This window comes from Rhizobium sp. P28RR-XV, from assembly GCF_012641385.1.
GTDB lineage: Bacteria > Pseudomonadota > Alphaproteobacteria > Rhizobiales > Rhizobiaceae > Rhizobium.
Genome location: NZ_JABAIG010000004.1, coordinates 107,092 through 128,002, shown reverse-complemented (window position 1 = coordinate 128,002; position 20,911 = coordinate 107,092). Strand labels below are relative to the sequence as shown.

General features: G+C 61.7%; 19 protein-coding genes. 14 read left to right on the top strand and 5 right to left on the bottom strand.

All coding sequences use genetic code 11. From position 1 onward, the window contains the following. The first annotated feature begins 23 nt into the window (after positions 1–23). The gene (atpD, locus tag HGP12_RS09995; protein ID WP_168839955.1) at positions 24–1,454 is read left to right on the top strand and encodes a F0F1 ATP synthase subunit beta; all 1,431 of its coding nucleotides are present in this window, start codon (positions 24–26) and stop codon (positions 1,452–1,454) included. Positions 1,455–1,531: 77 nt separating this feature from the next. Then, the gene (locus tag HGP12_RS09990; protein WP_075853699.1) at positions 1,532–1,939 is read left to right on the top strand and encodes a F0F1 ATP synthase subunit epsilon; all 408 of its coding nucleotides are present in this window, start codon (positions 1,532–1,534) and stop codon (positions 1,937–1,939) included. Between the two features lie 397 nt (positions 1,940–2,336). On the opposite strand, the gene HGP12_RS09985 is transcribed toward HGP12_RS09990, so the two are convergent. Beyond that, positions 2,337–3,242 (bottom strand): LysR substrate-binding domain-containing protein, encoded by a 906-nt coding sequence (locus HGP12_RS09985; RefSeq protein WP_168878715.1) that lies wholly within the window; start codon positions 3,240–3,242, stop codon positions 2,337–2,339. A gap of 117 nt (positions 3,243–3,359) precedes the next feature. Between HGP12_RS09985 and HGP12_RS09980 the strand changes: the two genes are divergently transcribed. The 3 genes from HGP12_RS09980 (at position 3,360) to HGP12_RS09970 (ending at position 7,199) form a co-directional block, all read left to right on the top strand. Beyond that, positions 3,360–4,505 carry an iron-containing alcohol dehydrogenase gene (locus tag HGP12_RS09980; RefSeq protein WP_168878714.1) on the top strand — a complete coding sequence of 382 codons (1,146 nt, stop codon included), beginning with the start codon at positions 3,360–3,362 and terminating at the stop codon, positions 4,503–4,505. Between the two features lies 1 nt (position 4,506). Further along, positions 4,507–6,006: an aldehyde dehydrogenase family protein gene (locus HGP12_RS09975; RefSeq protein WP_168878713.1), complete on the top strand. Its 1,500-nt coding sequence runs from the start codon at positions 4,507–4,509 to the stop codon at positions 6,004–6,006. Positions 6,007–6,077: 71 nt separating this feature from the next. After that, entirely contained in the window at positions 6,078–7,199 is a 1,122-nt protein-coding gene (locus HGP12_RS09970) for a mandelate racemase/muconate lactonizing enzyme family protein (RefSeq protein WP_168878712.1), read from the top strand. Positions 7,200–7,347: 148 nt separating this feature from the next. Here the strand turns inward: HGP12_RS09970 and HGP12_RS09965 are convergent, their stop codons facing one another. Both HGP12_RS09965 and HGP12_RS09960 read right to left on the bottom strand, forming a co-directional pair. Beyond that, the gene (locus HGP12_RS09965) at positions 7,348–8,559 is read right to left on the bottom strand and encodes an acyltransferase (RefSeq protein ID WP_168839960.1); all 1,212 of its coding nucleotides are present in this window, start codon (positions 8,557–8,559) and stop codon (positions 7,348–7,350) included. Between the two features lie 170 nt (positions 8,560–8,729). After that, positions 8,730–9,305: an NADPH-dependent FMN reductase gene (locus HGP12_RS09960; RefSeq protein ID WP_168839961.1), complete on the bottom strand. Its 576-nt coding sequence runs from the start codon at positions 9,303–9,305 to the stop codon at positions 8,730–8,732. Positions 9,306–9,379: 74 nt separating this feature from the next. Here HGP12_RS09960 and soxR point away from each other — a divergent pair, with 74 nt between their 5' ends. After that, a complete protein-coding gene (gene soxR, locus HGP12_RS09955) occupies positions 9,380–9,844 on the top strand; it encodes a redox-sensitive transcriptional activator SoxR (protein WP_168839962.1) in 465 nt (154 codons plus the stop codon). Between the two features lie 14 nt (positions 9,845–9,858). Here soxR and glpD read toward each other — a convergent pair whose 3' ends face one another. Then, on the bottom strand, positions 9,859–11,370 hold the full coding sequence (gene glpD, locus HGP12_RS09950; RefSeq protein ID WP_168878711.1) for a glycerol-3-phosphate dehydrogenase: 1,512 nt from the start codon (positions 11,368–11,370) through the stop codon (positions 9,859–9,861). A gap of 114 nt (positions 11,371–11,484) precedes the next feature. Continuing rightward, positions 11,485–12,258, bottom strand: a complete 774-nt coding sequence (locus HGP12_RS09945) for a DeoR/GlpR family DNA-binding transcription regulator (RefSeq protein ID WP_168839964.1) — start codon at positions 12,256–12,258, stop codon at positions 11,485–11,487. 99 nt (positions 12,259–12,357) lie between these two features. Between HGP12_RS09945 and HGP12_RS09940 the strand changes: the two genes are divergently transcribed. From HGP12_RS09940 to HGP12_RS09905, 8 genes are all read left to right on the top strand, one after another. After that, positions 12,358–13,128: an SDR family NAD(P)-dependent oxidoreductase gene (locus tag HGP12_RS09940; RefSeq protein ID WP_168839965.1), complete on the top strand. Its 771-nt coding sequence runs from the start codon at positions 12,358–12,360 to the stop codon at positions 13,126–13,128. Between the two features lie 103 nt (positions 13,129–13,231). Then, positions 13,232–13,570, top strand: a complete 339-nt coding sequence (locus HGP12_RS09935) for a helix-turn-helix transcriptional regulator (RefSeq protein ID WP_168839966.1) — start codon at positions 13,232–13,234, stop codon at positions 13,568–13,570. Between the two features lie 70 nt (positions 13,571–13,640). Further along, complete coding sequence (locus tag HGP12_RS09930) at positions 13,641–14,537, top strand: LysR family transcriptional regulator (protein WP_168839967.1); 897 nt, start codon at positions 13,641–13,643, stop codon at positions 14,535–14,537. Positions 14,538–14,697: 160 nt separating this feature from the next. Beyond that, on the top strand, positions 14,698–15,177 hold the full coding sequence (locus HGP12_RS09925; protein ID WP_168839968.1) for a formate dehydrogenase subunit gamma: 480 nt from the start codon (positions 14,698–14,700) through the stop codon (positions 15,175–15,177). After that, positions 15,174–16,730 (top strand): NADH-quinone oxidoreductase subunit NuoF, encoded by a 1,557-nt coding sequence (locus HGP12_RS09920; protein WP_168878710.1) that lies wholly within the window; start codon positions 15,174–15,176, stop codon positions 16,728–16,730. The genes HGP12_RS09925 and HGP12_RS09920 overlap by 4 nt, the downstream gene beginning before the upstream one ends. Before the next feature lie 5 nt (positions 16,731–16,735). Further along, positions 16,736–19,615, top strand: a complete 2,880-nt coding sequence (gene fdhF, locus HGP12_RS09915; RefSeq protein WP_168839970.1) for a formate dehydrogenase subunit alpha — start codon at positions 16,736–16,738, stop codon at positions 19,613–19,615. A gap of 187 nt (positions 19,616–19,802) precedes the next feature. Next, the gene (fdhD, locus tag HGP12_RS09910; protein ID WP_168878709.1) at positions 19,803–20,630 is read left to right on the top strand and encodes a formate dehydrogenase accessory sulfurtransferase FdhD; all 828 of its coding nucleotides are present in this window, start codon (positions 19,803–19,805) and stop codon (positions 20,628–20,630) included. Further along, entirely contained in the window at positions 20,620–20,886 is a 267-nt protein-coding gene (locus tag HGP12_RS09905; protein ID WP_168839972.1) for a formate dehydrogenase subunit delta, read from the top strand. The genes fdhD and HGP12_RS09905 overlap by 11 nt, the downstream gene beginning before the upstream one ends. The last annotated feature ends 25 nt before the right edge of the window (positions 20,887–20,911 follow it).

The window sequence follows — 20,911 nt, the reverse complement described above, 5'->3', positions numbered from 1 at the left end:
AGTTAGGAAAAGAGGGTAAGAATATGGCTGACGCAGCTACCCCCGCAGGTTCTCTCGGTAAGGTTACGCAGGTTATCGGCGCCGTCGTGGACGTTTCTTTCGACGGCGATCTGCCGAAGATCCTGAACGCTCTCGAAACCAGCAACAACGGCAATCGCCTTGTTCTGGAAGTCGCGCAGCACCTCGGCGAAAACTCGGTCCGCACGATCGCCATGGACTCGACTGAAGGTCTGGTTCGCGGCCAGCCTGTTTCCGACACCGGCGCTCCTATCTCGGTTCCGGTTGGACATGAGACGCTCGGCCGTATCATGAACGTCATCGGCGAGCCGGTCGACGAAGCGGGTCCGCTAAACACCTCCAAGAAGCGCGCCATCCACCAGGATGCTCCGTCCTACGTCGAGCAGTCCACGGACGCGCAGATTCTCGTCACCGGCATCAAGGTCGTCGACCTCCTTGCTCCTTACGCAAAGGGCGGCAAGATCGGCCTGTTCGGCGGCGCCGGCGTCGGCAAGACCGTTCTCATCATGGAACTGATCAACAACGTCGCCAAGGCGCACGGTGGTTACTCGGTCTTCGCAGGCGTGGGCGAACGTACCCGCGAAGGCAACGACCTCTACCACGAAATGATCGAATCGGGCGTCAACAAGCATGGCGGCGGCGAAGGTTCCAAGGCCGCGCTCGTCTACGGCCAGATGAACGAACCGCCGGGCGCCCGCGCTCGCGTCGCTCTGACCGGTCTGACGGTTGCTGAAAACTTCCGCGATGAAGGCCAGGACGTTCTGTTCTTCGTCGACAACATCTTCCGCTTCACCCAGGCTGGTTCGGAAGTGTCGGCTCTGCTCGGCCGTATTCCTTCGGCCGTGGGCTATCAGCCGACGCTCGCCACCGACATGGGCCAGATGCAGGAACGCATCACCACGACGACGACGGGCTCGATCACCTCGGTTCAGGCCATTTACGTTCCGGCCGACGACTTGACCGACCCGGCACCGGCAACCTCGTTCGCCCACCTGGACGCAACGACGGTTCTGTCGCGCTCGATCGCTGAAAAGGGTATTTACCCGGCCGTCGACCCGCTCGACTCCACCTCGCGTATGCTCGACCCGTTGGTCGTCGGCGAAGAGCACTACGAAATTGCCCGTAAGGTTCAGTCGACGCTGCAGCGCTACAAGGCCCTGCAGGACATCATCGCCATCCTGGGCATGGACGAACTCTCCGAAGACGACAAGCTGGCTGTCGCCCGCGCCCGCAAGATCGAGCGCTTCCTGTCGCAGCCGTTCTTCGTCGCTGAAGTCTTCACCGGCTCGCCGGGCAAGCTCGTTGCACTCGAAGACACGATCAAGGGCTTCAAGGGCCTCGTCAACGGCGAATACGACCATCTGCCGGAAGCTGCCTTCTACATGGTCGGCTCGATCGACGAAGCGATCGAAAAGGCCAAGAAGCTGGCTGCCTGATAAGGCTAATCCATCGGCGCGCGGCATTGCCCGCGCGCCCTTGCCTTGCGAATAAGACAATCGAGAAGTGACGGGCCATGGCTGACAATTTCAATTTCGAACTGGTTTCTCCGGAGCGCCTGCTGCTGTCGGAACAGGTCATCGATGTCGTCATCCCCGCGAGCGAAGGCGAGATGACCGTCATGGCTCATCATGCGCCGACGATGACCACGATCAAGCCGGGCGTCGTCAAGGTGCATTCGGCTTCGGGCAAGAAGCAGGACTACGTCGTATTCGGCGGCTTCGCCGATATCCTGCCGACCGGCTGCACGCTGCTCGCGGAATCCGCCGTTCCGGTCGAAGACATGAGCCGTGACGAGCTGGACCGCCGCATCAATGCCGCCAAGGCCGAACTCGAAGATGCCGAGCATCACGAGCACAAGTCGCGTCTGGAGCACTTCATCATGGAACTCTCGCATCTGCGCGGCTCTATCCCGCAGGATTGATGCGATCCGGCTACCCGACTACGGTGAATGAGATGAAAGCGGTCCCATGGGCCGCTTTTTTGTTGGAAGGTCCGGGCCATCCTCGCCCTTCGAGGCTCCGGCTGCTTACTTCAGGGTGAGGCGCAGCAAATCACAGGGTTGGGTAACATCCGGCGCGAACCAGGGCCACCTCGTGGTTCGAGGCACCACCGTTTTCGCTCCGCTTAACGGTGTTGCACCTCACCATAAGGTGGAGCAGGTCTTTGGCGAGGCACGCAAGATCAGTCCCCATGGTGCGGCGCGAAAGCACCCTGAGCTTGTCGAAGGCTGCAGCCTCGAGCCACGAGGGCGGATGGTGAGCGACCGCAACCCCGACTTCTCAAAGCGGAGTCGGTGAGGCGATCCCTCCCAGGTTGCATCAAATCTGCTGTCCTTGTAGCAAAAACCGGTGCAGCTGCGCCGCTTCGGGAGAAAGCGAGCGGAAGCGAGGGGCGCCGAGATAGTATCCGAAGCCGCTCTCCACTTGGTCGTTACCGACGGTGATCAGCGCACCGGACTGCAGATATTCCTCGATGAGGCCGAGGCTGCCGAGCGCGATACCTTCGCCCCTGAGCGCCGCCTCCACCGCCATGATGTAAGTCGAGAACGACAGGCGCGGTCTCGGCAGCTTCCCCTTCAACGGGTCGCCGATCCGGCCGAACCATTGGCGGAAGCTGATCCAGTGGGCGTTGGCGCGTTCGTAATCGATGAGATCGAGCCCGGCGATGTCGACCGCCGTCAATGCCTGCGGATCGAGGCCGCGGATCGCCAGGTAATCCGGCGATGCGATCGGCACCAGCACTTCCTTCATCAGTGGCGTCAGGCTCCAGCGCGGATGTTCGCCCGTGGAATAGATGATGATGAGGTCATTGTTCTCCGAGGCGAGCTCGGAATGCACATCCGTCGTCAGCAGGCGCACGGAGATGCCGGGGCTCTCCTTGCCGAAATCCCTTAGCCGCTGCCCGAGCCAGAGATGCGAGATCGAGCCGCTTGCCGCAATCGAGATGATTTCGCCCGTACCCGCACGAAAAGGCTCCAGGCTCTCCTCCAGATATTCCAGCGTGGCGCGTACGCGCTGGAACAGCCGTTCGCCATCCGGCGTCAGCGCCAGGTTCCGTCCGCGCCGGGTAAAGAGCGTCGCGCCGAGGTGATCCTCGAGCCCCTTGATGCGGCGGCTGACGGCGGCCTGGGTAATGTTCAGCTCGCGGCCGGCGCGGGAAAAGTTCATTGCGCGCGCGGCCGCATCGAACACGCGGAAGGCCTCCAGCGGTATTTTCTCTAGCATCAGCACTCCATAACTTCAGATCATCAATATTCCTGATAATTGCCCGGATTTGAAGATTTGAAATTGTGATGCAGGATTATGGCATCATTTTCGGCCGCTTTTCCAAGGGGTTCTTGCGTGTCCTTTTCCATTTCCGCCATTCCAGACATTCGTTTCGGCGAGGGCGCGCTCTCCGGCCTTCCCGCCGCGGTCAAATCCTTCGATGGCGTCGGCACGGTTTTGCTTGTGATCGATGCCTTTCTGGCGCAGTCGGGCCTTGCGGCCAAGCTCAGCGCCAAGCTTGCCGAAGCATGCGTGGAGACGCAGGTCTTTTCCGACTTTGCCGGCGAGCCGAAGCTTGCGCATTTGCAGGCGGCGATCGAGGCGGGGCAGGGGGCGGATATGGTGATCGGCATCGGTGGCGGCTCGGCGCTCGACATCGGCAAGATCGTCGCCTGCTGCATCGCCTCCGGCGAGGCCCCGATGCATTATGCGCTGGCAGCCAACCCGCTGCCGAAGAATCCGCTGAAGAAGATCATGATCCCGACCACGGCCGGTACGGGGTCGGAGACATCGGCGACGAATATCTTTGCTGGGCCCGAGGGCAAGAAGCTCTGGATCTGGGGACCGGAGACGAAGGCAGACCTCGTCATTCTCGATCCGGCCTTGACGAAGACCTTGCCCGCCAGCCTGACGGCATGGTGCGGCCTCGATGCCTTTATCCACGCCTTCGAGGCGGCAACGAACCGCAACACGCATCGCGGCGCGCAACTCTACGCTCATCAGGCGCTGCGGCTGCTGACGGGTGCGCTGGAGACGGCCGTCAAGCACCCTGACGACGTGGCCGCTCGCGGCGACGTGCTGCTTGGCTCCTGCTTCGGCGGCATTGCCATCGACAATTGCGGAACGGCGATCGCTCACAATATCAGCCATGCACTGGCCGGTCTTGCGCCGGTTCATCATGGTCTTGCGACGGCGCTCGGCTTCGAAGTGACGCTTCCGTGGCTGGTCGAAGCGGATACGGCCGATCTCAATGCCGCCGCCAAGGCTTGCGGTGTCGAGGGTGCCGCTGAACTTCCTGCCTTTATCTCCGGCTGGATGGATCGCTGCGGGATCGTCCGCTCGCTGCCTGCGGCGTTCAAGCCGTTCGACGAGGCCGATCTCGCCCGCGAAATGCGTGCCACCGAAAACCAGCCCATGCGGCGCTCGACGATCCGCGACGTGGCGGATGCCGATATCGACCGCTTTGCCGCAGCCGTCATGGCGCTCCCGAAAGGAATCTGAAATGACCAAGAACTATACGCGCGACTATTGGGAACGCGTTCTCTCCGGCCTCAAGCCTGAAGGGCGTCACTTCATCGATGGTGCTCATCGTGCCGCAGTATCGGGCGAGACCTTCACCCGCATCCGGCCGATGGACGGCAAGCCCGGTGCTGAGCTCGCGCGCGGCAATGCCGCGGATGTCGATGCTGCCGTCGCCTCCGCCCGCGCTGCCTTCGAAAGCGGTGTCTGGCGCAAGAAGGAGCCGCTGGAAAAGAAGAAGATCATGCTGAAATGGGCCGATCTCATTCGCGCCCATGGCGATGAGCTGGCCATGCTCGAGACGATCGATGTGGGCAAGCCGGTCATGGCGTCGTTGACGGTGGACGTGCGCCTCTGCGCCGACGGTATCCAGTTTTACGGCGAAATGATCGACAAGATGTACGACGAGATTGCGCCGACCGGCCCGAATGCGCGGGCACTGGTGCGCAAGGTACCGATCGGCGTCATCGGGGCGATCACGCCCTGGAACTATCCGATGATCATCGATGCCTGGAAGCTCGGGCCGGCGATAGCGGCCGGCAATTCCGTCGTATTGAAGCCGGCCGAACAGTCCTCGCTTTCAGCGATCCGCCTTGCCGAGCTCGCCATCGAAGCCGGCCTGCCTGCCGGCGTCTTCAACGTCGTCACTGGCTATGGCGAAGAGACCGGCAAGCCGCTGGCGCTGCACATGGATGTCGACATGATCGCCTTTACCGGCTCGACCGATGTCGGCAAGCTGATCATGGGTTATGCGGCGCAATCGAACGTCAAGCGCGTGGCGCTGGAGCTTGGCGGCAAGTCGCCACTGGTCGTGTTCGAAGATGCCGATCTCGATGCTGCCGCCGTCGCGGCTGCCTGGGGCTGCTTCTACAATTCCGGCGAGACCTGTCATGCCTCGACGCGCCTGATCGTGCAGCGGTCGGTGCAGGAGACGCTGATCGAGAAGATCGAGGCGGTCACCCGCTCGGATATCGCGCTCAAGCATCCGCTCGACCCTGCAGCGCAGATCGGCGCGCTGATCGAGGAAGAGCATATGAACAAGGTTCTGGCGATGATCGCGGCGGGCGAGAAGGAGGGTGCGCGTCGCGCCTTCGGTGCCGAGCGTGTCTTGAGCGAAACCGGCGGCTACTATGTGTCGCCGGGCGTCTTCGTCGACATGACCAACGATATGAGCTTGGCGCGGCAGGAAATCTTCGGCCCTGTGCTGGCAGCCATTCCCTTCGATACGGAGGAGGATGCACTCAAGATTGCCAACGATACGATCTATGGGCTTGCCGGCGCGGTCTTCACCAAGGATATGGATCGCGCGCACCGCTTTTCGGAAGAGATCCATGCGGGTACGGTGTGGATCAACACCTATGACATGTCGAACTTCGCCACGCCGTTCGGCGGCTTCAAGCAATCCGGCTTCGGCCGTGACCGCTCCGTGCATGCGATCGATAAGTACTGCGATTACAAGACGATCTGGCAGCAGTTCGGTTGAGTTTGAAATCGGCGTGATCCCGAAACAACGTGGTTGCCTTCGGGATCATGCTGGGGAAGAGGGGAGTTACCATGAGCAAGATCGTTTCCATAGAGATCACCCATCACCGCCTGCCGCTCGATCCGGCGTTCAAGGCGAGTTGGGATGGCCGTCCGCGCCGGCATTTCGATGCGACCATCGTTCGTGTCCGGGACGATGAGGGCCGCGAAGGCATCGGCTCGGGCGACCTGATGAAGGGTTTCGAGGGGCATGAGGATCTGTTCATCGGGCAGGATCCGCGGCACGTCGAACGTCACTACGAAGTCCTGTCGCACATCAACTTCCATTACGGCCGCTGCTGGCCGATGGACCTGGCGCTGTGGGACCTCTCCGGCAAGATCACCGGCGAGCCGGTGTGGCGGATGCTCGGTGGTCGTGCCAGCCGTGTGCGACTCTATGCCTCCTCCGGCGTGCTGCGCGAGCCTTCTGCTATGGCCGATCAGGCCGAGCGCTATATCGATGAAGGCTTCCCGGCCATGAAGGTGCGCTTCTCCTCGTCTTCAGGCGGCCGCGGCGGCTGGCGCGAGGATGTCAAGGCGCTGGAAGCGATCCGAGCCCGCGTCGGCGATCGGCTGGAGCTGATGGTCGACTGCAATCAGGGTTGGCGCATGCCCTGGGATACGACCTTGCCCTGGACCTTCAAGGATGCGCTTACCGTCGCCAGGGAGCTGGAGCGGCTCGGCGTCTACTGGATGGAAGAGCCGCTTCACCGCTCGGACCGCAAGGGCATGAAGGAATTGAAGCAGGCAACCTCGGTGCGCATCGTCGGCGGCGAGATGACGCGCGAGCTCTACGAGTTCCGCGATATCATCGAAGAGCGCGCCTTCGATGTCATTCAGCCTGATGTCGCGCTGGTCGGTGGCATCACCGGCTGCCGGCGGCTCGCCTATCAGGCACGCGAGGCAGGCGTGCAGTTCACGCCGCATTCCTGGACGAACGGCATCGGCGTGCTGGCCAATGCGCATCTGACCGCCGGCGTCGGCGACGCCGCCTGGCTCGAATACCCCTATGACAATCCGGAATGGAGCGAGGCCCGTCGCGACTATCCGATGGTATCGCCGCTCAAGCACGATGCCGGCTGGCTCGATCTCGGCGTTGCGCCGGGGCTCGGGATTGTTCTCGATGAGGAGCGCCTGAAGGCGACGCGTATTTAAAGGTGCCTTCAGAGTCTAAACCGTGCCTGCTTGCGCCATTGGGCAGCAGGGCCATGGCATGTGAGGTGCGTGGGCACCGCGCATCCCCTTCTCCCCGAGGGGAGAAGGAACTTGCGGCGCCGACGTGCCTCGCATGCATGGCCCTCTATCAAGCGGTGACAGGCCGGGCCGCCATGTTCTCCCGGGAGCGCGCCCACTGGATAACGGGGCGTTCGAGCAAGACATAGCTCAGCGTGCCGATGGCGAAGATGATAGCGGTTGCGATCAGGCTTGAAATTATCCAGCCACCGAGAACGTTGTCCGAGCCTGCGCCGAAGGATGAGGGAAAGAGCTGCGGCATCAAGGTCAGCACGATATCCTGCCAGATATAGACGCCGAAGGAGACGGTGGCGACATAGCGGGTAAGGCCGTTGTCGAGCAGCTTTGCCAGTATCCGCGATTGCGGGAGCGCGCAAAGCGCGATGGCGGCCGCCAGGGGAAGCAGCGGGAATTGATAGGGAATGCCAAGCCAGGCATAGCCTTCTCCCGCGCCGCCGATCGACTGCGGCAATTGCCATGCGCCCATGACGATCGCGAGCGCTCCGATGATATCGTAGACTGCCGAGCGGCGCGTCGGGATGATGGTCTGGATTGCGGCGGCCAGTGCGCCGATCGCGAATATCGCAAAGAAGCCGATCGGGTTGAAGCGCGGCATCCATTCCTTGGCGCCACCCTGGAAGCCATATTGCCATCCCCGCCCAACGCTGTCCGTGGGCAGATAGGTGGCGACGAGCCAGTGCCCGACCAGCGAGACCGCGATGATACCAATCCAGAGCAGGCGGCCGACGAGCGGGGAGCGTGACCTCGGCTTCGCACGGAACAGCAACAGGAAGCCGATCGGCAAGAGAACATAGCAGGTCGTTTCGAAGGGGATCGACCATAAAGGCCCGTCCCCCTGCACCGGAAAAAAGGTGCGCCAGTGCCATTGGCTCATCAGAAAGAAGCCGGCGATGTAGCGGCCGATCAGCTCGCCATCGAGCGGAAAACCGTAGACCGTGAAACTGATCACGAACCCGACCGTCAGGGCAAACCAGAAGCCCGGCAGGATGCGCGCGGCGCGACGCATGGCGTAGATCTTCAAAGACGGTAAGGGCTGGCCGCTATCCAGCGCCAGCCAGAAGGGTCGCGCAAGTAGAAAGCCGCTGAGAACGAAGAAGATCGAGACGCCGTGATTGCCGAAGCGCGCCAATATGAAGGTCAGGTCCAGGCTCGGCGGGATTTTGTAGAAATTCATGCGGAGTACGAGATGATGAACAAGCACCATCAGACATGCGACGGCGCGCATGAAATCCGCTCCTCCCAGACGTCTTCCGTTCTCCATTCCCGTATCCGCCGAAACTCCCTCTCCATTGGGTAGGTCATCGCGGCGGTTTCGGCAAGGCGGATCCTCGAAAGCACGACGCCCGAACCCATGGTGTAAGGTCCGGGCGTCGAACCGATCTCCCGTACCTGCCAGAAACGAGAGACCGGATTCGGATGTTGAGCGGAGGATCAGGCGGCGACGGAGCGATAGGGACGCATGGCGCGCGCCGGTTTCAAGGCGTTGCTCCACCAGTTCAGCCGCGCAATCAGGAGCACCAGCGATTTCCGGGCGTCCAGCGGATTTTCCAGCGTGCCATCCTCGGCAAACCTGCCCCAAGGATTGGCGAAGCTGACCGTATCGCGCACGGTGACGGCATGCAGCTCGGCAAAGACGAGCCGCAACTGCTCGACGGCGCGCAGGCCGCCGGAAATGCCGCCATAGGAAACGAAAGCGACGGGCTTGCCATGCCAGGGGTCATAGACGAGATCGAGCAGGAATTTCAGCGATGCCGTGAAGCTGTGATTGTATTCGGGCGTGACGATGATGAAGGCATCCGCCTCCGAAAGCCGCGCCGAGAGCGCAGCGACGCCGGGATGCTCGCGATCGTGCTGGAAGGGAAGGTCGAATTCGAGAGGATCGATCAGGTCGATGTCGATAAGGGGATAATGCGCCAATTCCCGAGCGATCCAGTTGACCACCCGGTCACACAAGCGGCCCGGGCGGGTGCTGCCGTAAATGATCGCCAGCCGGGTTCTTTCTGTCATGTCTTGCTCCTGCTTTACGCGGTTTGGAGCTCGGGTTATAAAACCTCAACTAAAGTTGAGGTCAATAGCGTTAAATGGGAAAAATCGAGCCAGGTCAATTTTCCAAGCAGCTGACGGTCGGCGAGGTGGCGGCGCGCAGCGGAGTGGCGGTCTCCGCGCTGCATTTCTACGAGGCGAAAGGGCTGATCGAGAGCCATCGCAGCCGCGGCAACCAGCGGCGCTATCCGCGCGAGGTCCTGCGCCGGGTCGCCATCATCAAGGTGGCGCAAAGGGTCGGTATTCCGCTTGCCGAGGTTCAGACGGCGCTGGAAGCCCTGCCGCAGGGACGCACGCCGACGGCGGCCGACTGGAAGGCGCTCTCGGAATTGTGGAAGAATGATCTCGACGCTCGCATCAAACGCCTGCAGGGGCTTCGCGACCAGCTGGACAGCTGCATCGGCTGCGGCTGCCTGTCACTCGACAGCTGTCCCTTGCGCAATCCCTGGGACACGCTTTCCGAGGAGGGGGCGGGACCGCGACTGCTCGATCCCGGAGAGTGAAGTGAATTGAACGCTCAGGCGTGGACGCGGCTTTCGGCCATGTGCGTGTCAAGCGCCGCGGCCTCTTCCTTCGAGAGGTAAAGGCCCTTCTTGGAACGGCGCCAGAGGATGTCGGCGGCGCTGTAGGCCCATTCCTGTTCCATCAGATACCGAACTTCCGCTTCATAGAGATCGCTTCCGAAGCAGCGGCCGAGATCGGCAATCGTCTTTGCGTCGCCAAGGATCATCGCGGCCCGCGTTCCATAGCGGCGGACGAGGCGGCGAGCGTGCTGGTCGGCAAGGAAGGGGTAACGCGACTTCAGCTTCGAGACTTCGGCATCATAACCGCGAGCCGGAAAGTTGCCGCCCGGCAGCGAGCTCTTGGCCGTCCACGGCGTGCCCTTCAGCCCGATGGCCTCGCCGATCTTTTGCAGCGCATGCTCGCTCAGGCGGCGATAGGTGGTGAGCTTGCCGCCGAAGACATTGAGCAGTGGTGCCTGGCCTTCTTCGCCCTCGACCTTCAGTACGTAGTCGCGTGTCGCCTCCTGCGCCTTGGACGCGCCGTCGTCGTAGAGCGGACGCACGGCCGAATAGGTCCAGATGATATCCTCGGGTCGAACCGGCTCCTTGAAGTATTCGCTGGCGGCGTTGCACAGATAGGCGGTTTCCTCCTCTGTGATCTTCACATCCTTCGGATCGTCCTTGTAGTCGCGATCCGTAGTGCCGATCAGGGTGAAATCCTGCTCGTAGGGAATGGCGAAGATGATGCGATTGTCCGGGTTCTGGAAGAAATAGGCGCGGGGATCGTCGAACTTCTTGCGAACGATGATGTGGCTGCCTTGAACGAGACGGACATTGTGTACCTGGTTCTTGCCGAAGGCATCGGACAAGACATGATCAACCCAGGGGCCGGCGGCGTTGATCAGCATGCGCGCGCGAAACCGGCGCTTCTGACCGCGGATCGTATCTTCCGTTTCGATCGCCCAGACGCTGCCGTCGCGGCGGGCGGAAATCACCTTCGTTCGCGGCATGATCGTGGCGCCACGGTCGGCTGCATCGCGGGCGTTCAATACCACCATGCGGGCATCGTCGACCCAGCCGTCGGAATATTCGAAAGCCTTAGTGAAGAGCGCCTTCAGCGGCTTGCCGGCGGGATCCTTCTTCATGTCCAGCGTCGCCGTCGGCGGCAGCAGTTTTCGGCCGCCGAGATGATCGTAGAGGAAAAGGCCGAGCCGGATGAGCCAGGCCGGCCGGATGCCGCCCTTATGATAGGGCAGGACGAAACGCATCGGCCAGATGATGTGCGGCGCCATCGCCCAGAGCACCTCGCGTTCCATCAGCGATTCGCGCACGAGGCGGAATTCGTAGTGTTCGAGATAGCGCAGGCCGCCATGGATGAGCTTGGTGGCACCGGAAGACGTGCCGGAGGCAAAGTCGTTCATCTCGGCGAGCGCGACCTTGTAGCCGCGTCCCACGGCGTCACGGGCAATCCCGCAGCCGTTGATGCCGCCGCCGATAACGAAAATATCGTAGACCTGTTCGCTCACCCGCCCCTCCGCAAAGGTCAGCCATCCCGTGAAGATGGAAAATCGAAACTAATCCATCTAAAGCGAAACAGATACGAATGTCAAACGAACGTTTCTTGACAGAAAGCGAGCCACTCAGGCCGGTCTGCGGGTGGCCTCCACGAGCCGCACGTCATGTTCCGCGGCGATGGATCGCACGGATTCAATGCTGCATTCGTCGGTGACGAAGGTGTGGACTTGCGACAGATGGCCGATGCGAACCGGGGCGGTTCGTTCGAACTTGGTGCTGTCGGCGACGAGAATGACGTGCCGGGCATTGGCAATAATGGCCTGCGCCACTTTCACTTCGCGAAAATCGAAATCGAGAAGCGCGCCATCGGCATCGATCGCGGACGCGCCGATGACCGCGTAGTCGACCTTGAATTGCTTGATGAAATCGACGGCGGCTTCGCCGACGATGCCGCCATCCGAGCCGCGCACGACGCCGCCGGCAATGACGACCTCGATGGAGGGGAAAATTCGCAACTTGTTGGCAACATTGATGTTATTGGTGATGACCATCAATTCGTGATGGCCGAGCAAGGCTTCGCCGACCGCTTCCGTCGTCGTGCCGATATTGATGAAAAGTGAGCTGTTGTTGGGGATCATGCTGGCGGCGGCGCGGCCGATCGCCTGCTTTTCGGGCGCGGCGATCGAGCGGCGCGCCTCGTATTTCACGTTCTCGGTTCCGCCGGGAAAGATCGCGCCGCCATGCACGCGCGACAGCACGCGGCCATCGCAGAGATCATTGAGATCCTTGCGGATGGTTTGCGGCGTGACCGAAAAGCGCGACGCCAGCTCCTCCACCTGCACGCGGCCTTCCGCCTTGGCGATCTCGAGGATTTCGGTCTGACGTCCGGATAGGAACATGGTTTTCGCTCCCTTTCTTTCGTTTTTTCGTCATCATATGATAAAGTGAAAATTCCGCAATTACCGGCGCGCGAATTGAGTGCGGTTTAGGAGGTTATCGTGTTTCATCCGAAGCTATTCGAAAATCGCAACGTCGTCGTCACCGGCGCCGGCCGCGGTATCGGGCTGGAAGTCGCGAGGCAGTTTCTCGATTGCGGCGCGCGCGTGCTTGTCCATATCGGCCGTGATGCCGATCGCGAATTGCCGGATTTCCTGATGGAAGCGGAAGCAGACCGCCGCGCCTTTCTCATTGCCTGCGATTTCGCTGCCCGCCACGGCACGCGGGATTTTGTGAGCGCCGGCGGCGAGCGTTTCGACCGCATCGACGTGCTGATCAACAATGCAGGCACCATGGTCGGGCGCTTTCCAGCCGGCGAATTGACGGATGAGCAGTATGAAGGGATCGTTCATCTCAACCAGACGTCCGTCATGGAGATAACGCGGGGATTGCTGCCACTGCTGCGAGCTGCCGGGCAGGCTGCGATCGTCAACACGGTTTCGATTTCCGCGCTCACCGGCGGCAGTCCCGGCTCCGCCATCTATTCCGCCTCCAAAGCCTTCGTCTCGACCTATTCGAAGGCGCTGGCGCGTGAACTGGCACCAGACGGCATTCGGGTGAATTGCGTCTCGCCCGGCACGATATCGACGGATTTTCACGAGCGTTATTCCTCCAGGGAGAAGCTGGAGCAAACGCGCAAGTCGATCCCGCTTCAGCGCCTGGGCACGCCGGAAGATTGCGCACCCGCCTATCTCTTTCTCGCGGCGCCAACGCTGTCCGGCTACATCACGGGGCAGGTGGTCGAGATCAATGGCGGCCAGCTTATCTGCTGATAAAACGGACCTTTTTTGGTTTTCCAGGTCTTTTTTGAATCAGCTTTTGGTTTGATAATATTATAAGCATAGCTCTGTGTGAATTCTCGCTAGAGGCTGTGATATGTTATCGTCTCCACCGCAAGGCGGTGCCGCAGAGCATGATGTCGAGGAGATGACCGACAGGGCTCGAAAGGCGAGCGCCCTGCTGAAAGCACTTTCCCATGAAACCCGTCTGGCGATCCTCTTCACGCTCGCCAAGCGGGAGAAGACGGTGATGGAACTCGAGGCTCTTCTCGATCTGCCACAGGCCGTCGTTTCGCAGCATCTGGCGCGCCTTCGACTGGACAAGCTCGTCGACACGCGCCGCGAAGGGCGCCTCATTCACTATGCCGTTGCCCGTTCGGAAATCTGTGACGTGGTCGATTCGCTGCAGCAGGCATTCTGTCAAGGCGAACGTTGAGGTTTGACGCGATCTTGCGTGTTGCGTTCGCCTGGCTGCCGGTCTAACTCTTTCGCTTCGGGAGAGCGGGATGATCGACAAGCTGGAATTCTTCATCGCGCTGGCGAATCAGAAGCATTTCGGCCGCGCGGCCGAGGAATGCGGCGTGACGCAGCCGACATTGTCGGCCGCGATCAGGCAGCTGGAAGACCAGCTGGGCGTGATGCTCGTCAGCCGCGGCTCCCGTTTCCAGGGACTGACGCCCGAGGGGCAGCGCGTCTTGGAATGGGCGCGCCGCATCGTCGGCGACAGCCGCACCATGCGCGAGGAAATGCGAGCGGCACGCAAGGGTCTTGCCGGTCACATCCGCATGGCCGCCATTCCGACAGCTCTTGCGATGGTGCAGAAAATCACCACGCCCTTCCAGGAGAGGCATCCGGACGTCACCTTCTCCATTTTATCGCGCAATTCGCTGCAGGTTCTGAGCCTGCTCGAAAATCTCGAAATCGATGCCGGCATCACCTACCTGGAAAACGAGCCGCTCGGCCGTGTCACCAGCGTGCCGCTCTATGCCGAGCGCTATCACCTGATCACGGCGGCGGGCAGTCCGTTTTCCGAGCGCAAGACCGTCACCTGGAAGGAAGTCGGCAATCTTCGGCTTTGTCTATTGACCGCCGATATGCAGAATCGCCGCATTATCAATCGGCACCTTGCCGAAGCGGGCGCAACGGCGAGGCCGACGCTGGAATCCAATTCGATGATCGTGCTGTTTTCCCATGTTCAGACCGGGCGTTGGGCGAGCATCATGCCAAAGAATATTGCCGATTCCTTCGGTTTTCCGGCCGATATTCACAAGATTCCGATCACGGAACCTGACGCCGAGCATCTTGTCGGCCTGGTCGCTACACACCGCGAACCCTTTACGCCGCTCGTCTCCGCCTTGTTGCACGAGGCGAGATTGCTCGCGGAAGAGAATAAGAATCGATAGAAGATTCCTATCGAACGACGGGACTGCCTTATTGATCCTTTGCCGTCTCCCTGCGAGCTTATCGTTGTGGCGTGTTGATCGCACGCCAGGAGGAGATGCCGCATAAGCCTTTTCCGAAGATTCGCCTTCGATTTTCGGAGCTATGCGCGGGAGGCTGCTAATGAATTTGAATCAGGCCGCGGGCGATATCGCAACCCGGGCCGGCACCATCATCGACAGCATGAAATCGATGGAGGGGCCGCTTTTGCCGATCCTGCACGGGATTCAAGAGGAATTCGGCTATGTGCCGCAGGATGCGCTGCCGCTGATCGCCAAGGCGTTGAACCTCTCGCGCGCCGAAGTGCATGGCGTCATGACCTTCTATCATGACTATCGCGATCATCCCGCCGGCCGCCACGTCCTGAAGCTCTGTCGCGCCGAAGCCTGTCAGTCGATGGGCGGCGATGCATTGGCAGAGCGCATCAAGCGGCTGTTGGGCATCGATTTCCATCAAACGACACTCGATGGCAGCGTCACGCTGGAACCCGTCTACTGTCTTGGGCTCTGTGCCTGCGCGCCGGCGGCGATGCTCGATGGTGAGCTACATGGCCGGCTTGACGACGAAAGCGCCGACGACCTCGTGAAGGAGGCGCGCCAATGACCCTGACTATTTACATCCCCCGCGATGCAGCCGCCCTTTCGCTTGGCGCGGAGAAGGTTGCGAAATCGGTCGCGCAGGAAATTGCCAAACGCGGCTTGGATGCGCGCATCGTGCGCAACGGCTCGCGCGGCATGTTCTGGCTCGAGCCTCTGGTCGAAGTCGAGATCGACGGCAAGCGCATCGGTTACGGGCCGGTGAAGGCCAAGGACGTATCGGCACTGTTCGACGCCGGGCTTGCCGAAGGCGGCGAGCATCCGCTCTGTCTTGGGGAGGTCGAAAGCCTCCCATTCCTCAAGGAACAGACCCGCCTGACCTTTGCCCGCTGCGGCGTCACCGATCCGCTTTCGCTCGAGGATTATGAGGCTCATGGCGGCCTGAATGGGCTGCGCCGCGCCATCGGCATGGTATCAGGCGATATCGTCAAGGAAGTCACCGATTCCGGCCTGCGCGGCCGTGGCGGTGCAGGCTTCCCCACTGGCATCAAGTGGAAGACGGTGCTCGACGCGCCGGGCGACCGCAAATATATCGTCTGCAATGCCGACGAGGGCGATAGCGGTACATTCGCCGACCGGATGATCATGGAAGGCGATCCCTTCGTGCTGATCGAGGGTATGGCGATCGCAGGCCTTGCGACCGGCGCGACCAAGGGCTTCGTCTATACGCGCTCGGAATATCCGCATGCGATCGCCGCGATGACCGAAGCGGTCGACATCGCGCGCAACGCCGGCATTCTCGGCGCTTCGGTGCTCGGATCCGGCAAGGCTTTCGACATGGAAATCCGCACCGGCGCCGGCGCCTATGTGTGTGGCGAAGAGACGGCGCTGCTGAACAGCCTTGAAGGCAAGCGCGGCATCGTGCGCGCCAAGCCGCCGCTGCCGGCGCATAAGGGCCTGTTCAACTGTCCCACCGTCATCAACAACGTGATTTCGCTCGCCTCCGTCCCTATCATCATGGACAAGGGCGCGGCTTTCTACCGCGATTTCGGCATGGGCCGTTCGCGCGGCACGATCCCGCTGCAGATTGCCGGCAATGTCAAATATGGTGGTCTCTATGAGACGGCCTTCGGTCTTTCGCTCGGCGATATCGTCGACCGGATCGGCGGCGGTACGGCGACCGGACGTCCGGTCAAGGCCGTGCAGGTCGGCGGTCCCCTCGGCGCCTATTTCCCGCGCGCCCTGTTCGACACGCCGTTCGACTATGAATCCTTCGCGGCCAAGGACGGTCTCATCGGTCATGCCGGCATTGTTATCTTCGACGATGCCGCCGACATGCTGAAGCAGGCGCGTTTTGCCATGGAATTCTGCGCGGTCGAAAGCTGCGGCAAGTGCACGCCCTGCCGCATCGGCTCGACGCGTGGCGTCGAGACGGCCGACAAGATCGCGCAAGGGATCGAGCCCGAGAAGAACAGGGTGCTGCTTGCCGATCTCTGCAACACGATGAAGTTCGGCTCGCTCTGCGCGCTCGGCGGCTTCACGCCCTATCCCGTGATGAGCGCGATGACCCATTTCCCGGAGGACTTTTCTCCGGCTCCCTTGATTGAAGCGGCGGAGTAAGATCCATGTCCCTCGTTCCAGAAATCGACTACGGCACGCCGGCCTCCCAGTCCGAAACCATGGTGACGCTGACCATTGACGGGCGCCAGATCAGCGTCCCCGAGGGCACGTCGATCATGCGCGCCTCGATGGAAGCAGGCATTCAGGTGCCCAAGCTCTGCGCCACCGACATGGTCGATGCCTTCGGCTCGTGCCGCCTCTGTCTCGTCGAGATCGAAGGCCGCAACGGCACGCCGGCCTCGTGCACGACGCCCGTTGCTTCCGGCATCGTCGTCCACACGCAGACCGGCCGGCTGAAGGACATCCGCCGTGGCGTGATGGAGCTCTATATCTCCGACCATCCGCTCGACTGTCTGACCTGCGCCGCCAATGGCGATTGCGAGTTGCAGGACATGGCCGGCGCCGTCGGCCTGCGCGACGTGCGCTACGGCTACGAGGGCGACAACCACGTCAAGGCGCGCAACAGCGGCGACATCAATCTGAAATGGGCGCCGAAAGACGAGTCCAATCCTTATTTCACCTATGATCCTTCGAAGTGCATCGTCTGCTCCCGCTGCGTGCGCGCCTGCGAGGAAGTGCAGGGCACGTTCGCGCTGACGATCGAGGGCCGGGGCTTCGGCTCGCGCGTCTCGCCCGGCATGCACGAGAATTTCATCGATAGCGAGTGCGTTTCCTGCGGCGCCTGCGTGCAGGCTTGCCCGACCGCGACGCTGACCGAAAAGTCGGTGATCTCGATCGGCCAGCCGGAGCACTCCGTCGTCACCACCTGCGCCTATTGCGGTGTCGGCTGCTCCTTCAAGGCAGAGATGCGCGGCGAAGAGTTGGTGCGCATGGTGCCCTGGAAGGACGGCCAGGCCAATCGCGGCCACTCCTGCGTCAAGGGCCGCTTCGCCTATGGCTATTCGACCCACAAGGACCGCATCCTCAACCCGATGGTCCGCGAGAAGGTGACCGACCCCTGGCGCGAAGTGACCTGGGATGAGGCCTTTGCCCATATCGCCACCGAGTTCAAGCGGCTGCAATATCAATATGGCCGTGATTCCATCGGCGGCATCACCTCGTCGCGCTGCACCAATGAAGAGACCTTCCTGGTGCAAAAGCTGGTGCGCGCCGGCTTCGGCAACAACAATGTCGATACCTGCGCCCGTGTTTGCCATTCGCCGACCGGCTATGGTCTCGGCCAGGCCTTCGGCACCTCGGCTGGCACGCAGAATTTCGATAGCGTCGAGCATACCGATGTCGTTATCGTCATCGGCGCCAACCCGACGGACGGCCATCCGGTCTTCGCTTCACGGCTGAAGAAGCGGCTGCGCCAGGGTGCCAAGCTGATCGTCATCGATCCGCGCCGCATCGATCTGGTGCGCACGCCGCATGTCGAGGCGAGCTACCATCTGCCGCTGAAGCCGGGCACAAACGTCGCCATACTGACGGCGCTGGCACATGTGATCGTCACTGAAGGCCTGTTCGACGAGAAGTTCATTCGCGAACGCTGCGATTGGTCCGAATTCGAGGATTGGGCAGCCTTCGTCGCCGAGCCGCAGCACAGCCCCGAGGAAACGGAAAAATACACCGGCGTTCCCGCCGATCTCGTGCGCGGTGCGGCCCGCCTCTATGCCAAGGGCGGCAATGGCGCGATCTATTACGGTCTCGGCGTGACCGAGCACAGCCAGGGCTCGACCACGGTCATGGCGATCGCCAATCTTGCCATGGCGACAGGCAATATCGGCCGTCCGGGCGTCGGCGTGAACCCGTTGCGTGGACAGAACAATGTGCAGGGCTCTTGCGACATGGGCTCGTTCCCACACGAGCTGCCGGGCTATCGCCATGTCGCTGATGATGCCACCCGCGATATCTTCGAAAAGCTCTGGGGCGTGAAGCTCGACAAAGAGCCAGGTCTGCGCATCCCCAACATGCTCGACGCCGCCGTCGACGGCACCTTCAAAGGGCTCTACATCCAGGGCGAGGATATTCTCCAATCCGACCCGGATACCAAGCATGTCGCCGCCGGCCTTGCCGCGATGGAATGTGTCGTCGTCCACGATCTCTTCCTGAACGAAACGGCCAACTACGCGCATGTCTTCCTGCCCGGCTCGACCTTCCTCGAAAAGGACGGCACCTTCACCAATGCCGAGCGCCGCATCAACCGCGTGCGCAAGGTCATGAGCCCGCGCAATGGCTATGCCGACTGGGAAGTGACGCAGAAGATGGCGCAGGCCATGGGCCTTGACTGGAACTACACGCATCCATCCGAGATTATGGACGAGATTGCCGCGACGACGCCGAGCTTCGCCCTGGTTTCCTATGACTATCTGGAGAAGATGGGCTCGGTGCAGTGGCCCTGCAACGAGAAGACGCCGCTCGGTTCGCCGATCATGCATGTCGACGGCTTCGTGCGCGGCAAGGGCAAGTTCATCCGCACGGAATATGTCGCGACCGACGAACGCACCGGCCCGCGCTTCCCGCTGCTGCTGACCACGGGGCGTATCCTCAGCCAGTACAATGTCGGAGCGCAGACCCGGCGAACGGAGAATGTCGTCTGGCATGCCGAGGATCGGCTGGAAATCCATCCGCACGACGCAGAGCAGCGTGGCATCCGCGAGGGCGACTGGATCCGGCTCAGCAGCCGCTCCGGCGATACGACGCTTCGGGCATTGATCACCGACCGCGTTGCTCCCGGTGTCGTCTACACCACCTTCCATCATCCGGACACGCAGGCTAACGTCATCACCACGGACTATTCCGACTGGGCGACGAATTGCCCGGAATACAAGGTGACGGCCGTGCAGGTCTCGCCGTCGAACGGTCCGTCTCAGTGGCAGGTCGAGTATGACGAACAGGCCCGGCAGTCGCGCCGTATCGTCGGGAAGATGGAGGCTGCGGAGTGAGCCGGAGCGTGCTTTCTCCTTCTCCCCTCGGGGAGAAGGTGCCCGCAGGGCGGATGAGGGGGTCTTTCCACGCGGGAAGAATAGTCCTTCGTTCGCGCTCAGGACGCTCGGAGCTTTCGCCCCTCGCCCCCCTCATCCGACGCTTCGCGCCACCTTCTCCCCGATGGGGAGAAGGGGAGACCATATAATGATCTCCTTCAAACCCATCACCACCGTCCCCGAAACTGCCCGCCGCAACGGCATGGTACGTTCGGGCACGCGCATCGTCCCCGAGGAAGTGCCGATCGCCTTTTCCTATGGCGGTACCTCGCATGCGGTCATGATGGGAACGCCTGCCGATATCGAGGACTTCGCCGTCGGGTTCAGCCTGACCGAGGGCATTATTACCGATATCGCTCAGATCGCGACCGTTGATCCGATCGAGGACGAGCAGGGGATCGACGTGCAGATCACTCTCGTCGACGATGCTGCGGACGCCTTGCGGCTGCGTCGCCGCCATATGGCAGGCCCCGTCGGCTGTGGCCTCTGCGGCATCGAATCGATCGAGCAGGCCGTGCGCAAGGTGCCCGACGTTTCGAAGGTCGCTTTGAAGCTGACGCAGAAGGATGTCGTTCGCGCGGTCGCGCTGCTCAACGACGCTCAGCCACTGCATCGCGAGACTCATGCCGTGCACGGCGCGGGTTTCTATGTTCCCTCGGAAGGGTTGCTTGCCGTGCGCGAGGATGTCGGACGCCATAATGCGCTGGACAAGCTCTGCGGCGCGGTTGTTCGCTCCGGCCGAAGGGGTGCCGAGGGTGTCGTGGCCGTGACGAGCCGGCTGTCCGTCGAGATGGTACAGAAGGCGGCGATCCTGGGCAGTTCCGTACTGGTTGCCATCTCCGCGCCGACGGCGCTTGCCATCCGCACGGCCGACGAAGCCGGCATGACGCTGGTGGCGCTGGTGCGCGGCGACGATTTCGAGATTTTCACCCATCCGCATCGCATTATTACGGGGAGCATCGCCGATGTCGCCTGACGACACGCCGCACGGCAAGACCGAAACCAAGCTCATCTATATGGCGAACCAGATCGCCACCTTTTTCAAGACCCAGCCGGCAAACGAAGCGGTGCAGGGGGTTGCCACCCATATCAACAAATTCTGGGAGCCGCGCATGCGCCGCCAGCTTTTCGCGATCATCGATCACGGAGACAGCGGGCTGAGCCCTTTGGTCCTGGAGGCGGCCTCGCTGATCCACAGGCCCGCGCCAGCCGAGGAAGTTAAGTCGGCTTAATACTAGCATTGATAGCGCATTAGGA